Source organism: Aeromonas sp. QDB11 (assembly GCF_027705265.1).
Classification (GTDB): domain Bacteria; phylum Pseudomonadota; class Gammaproteobacteria; order Enterobacterales; family Aeromonadaceae; genus Aeromonas; species Aeromonas allosaccharophila.
The window spans coordinates 1-797 of the sequence record NZ_JAPDBM010000210.1; the positions used below are offsets into that span (position 1 = coordinate 1).

At 34.0% G+C, this 797-nt stretch carries 1 protein-coding gene; it reads left to right on the plus strand.

Annotation, left to right across the window (positions count from 1 at the left end; genetic code table 11):
• Positions 1-34 precede the first annotated feature (34 nt).
• On the plus strand, positions 35-797 hold a 763-nt coding region (locus tag OKC40_RS22710; protein ID WP_270797051.1), incomplete at its 3' end, for a hypothetical protein.

The following is a 797-nucleotide window of genomic DNA, read 5'->3' on the forward strand; positions in this document are numbered from 1 at the left end:
AAAAGTTAAACATTTAAATAACAGGGGGAATAAAATGAGTATAATTCATGTAAATCAGATCGCCAGTAAAATCAAATTTTTATTTGAATCTAGATTAGATAAAAGCGACTTAAATGAAAGTGATGCTGAATATGAAACAAAAATACTAACGAGATGCTTGGCTGCTTATGCTGTATATTGTATTGGCAATTCTACTGAGGTAGAAGCAGCAAATGCTGTCATTGATGGAGGTGATGATAATGGTATAGATGCCATTCATTATTCACCATCTAATAAGCGAATGATTTTAGTTCAATCTAAATGGTCGAAGAAAGGTGTTGGTGAACCGGAAAGTGGAGATATAAGGAAGTTTAAAGATGGTGTATTTGATTTACTAAATCTTGACTTTTCTCGTTTCAATGAAAAAACACTACGAATGAAAAGCCTCATAGAAACAGCATTAACAGAATTTGACACAAAATTTGATATTGTTTTAATCCATACTGGAAATCAATTACTTAGTGTTCATGGCCAAAGGGTTATGGATGATTTAGTGAATGAGTTAAATGATGCCGGTGATGGTTTTAATGATGATGTAGTAACATTTCATCAATTAAATCAAACCCGAGTTCACTCAAGTTTAGCAAATGGAATTGACGGCGAACCTATAGATTTAGAAATTGGATTATCTCAATGGGGAAAAATTGAAGAACCATACTCAGCATTCTTTGGCATGATCTCCGGTCAGGGTGAGAGCGTGAACATTTTGTTAAATTTCACCCAGTTTTTTGAGACCCGCATTGAGTACCGTTTCCAGA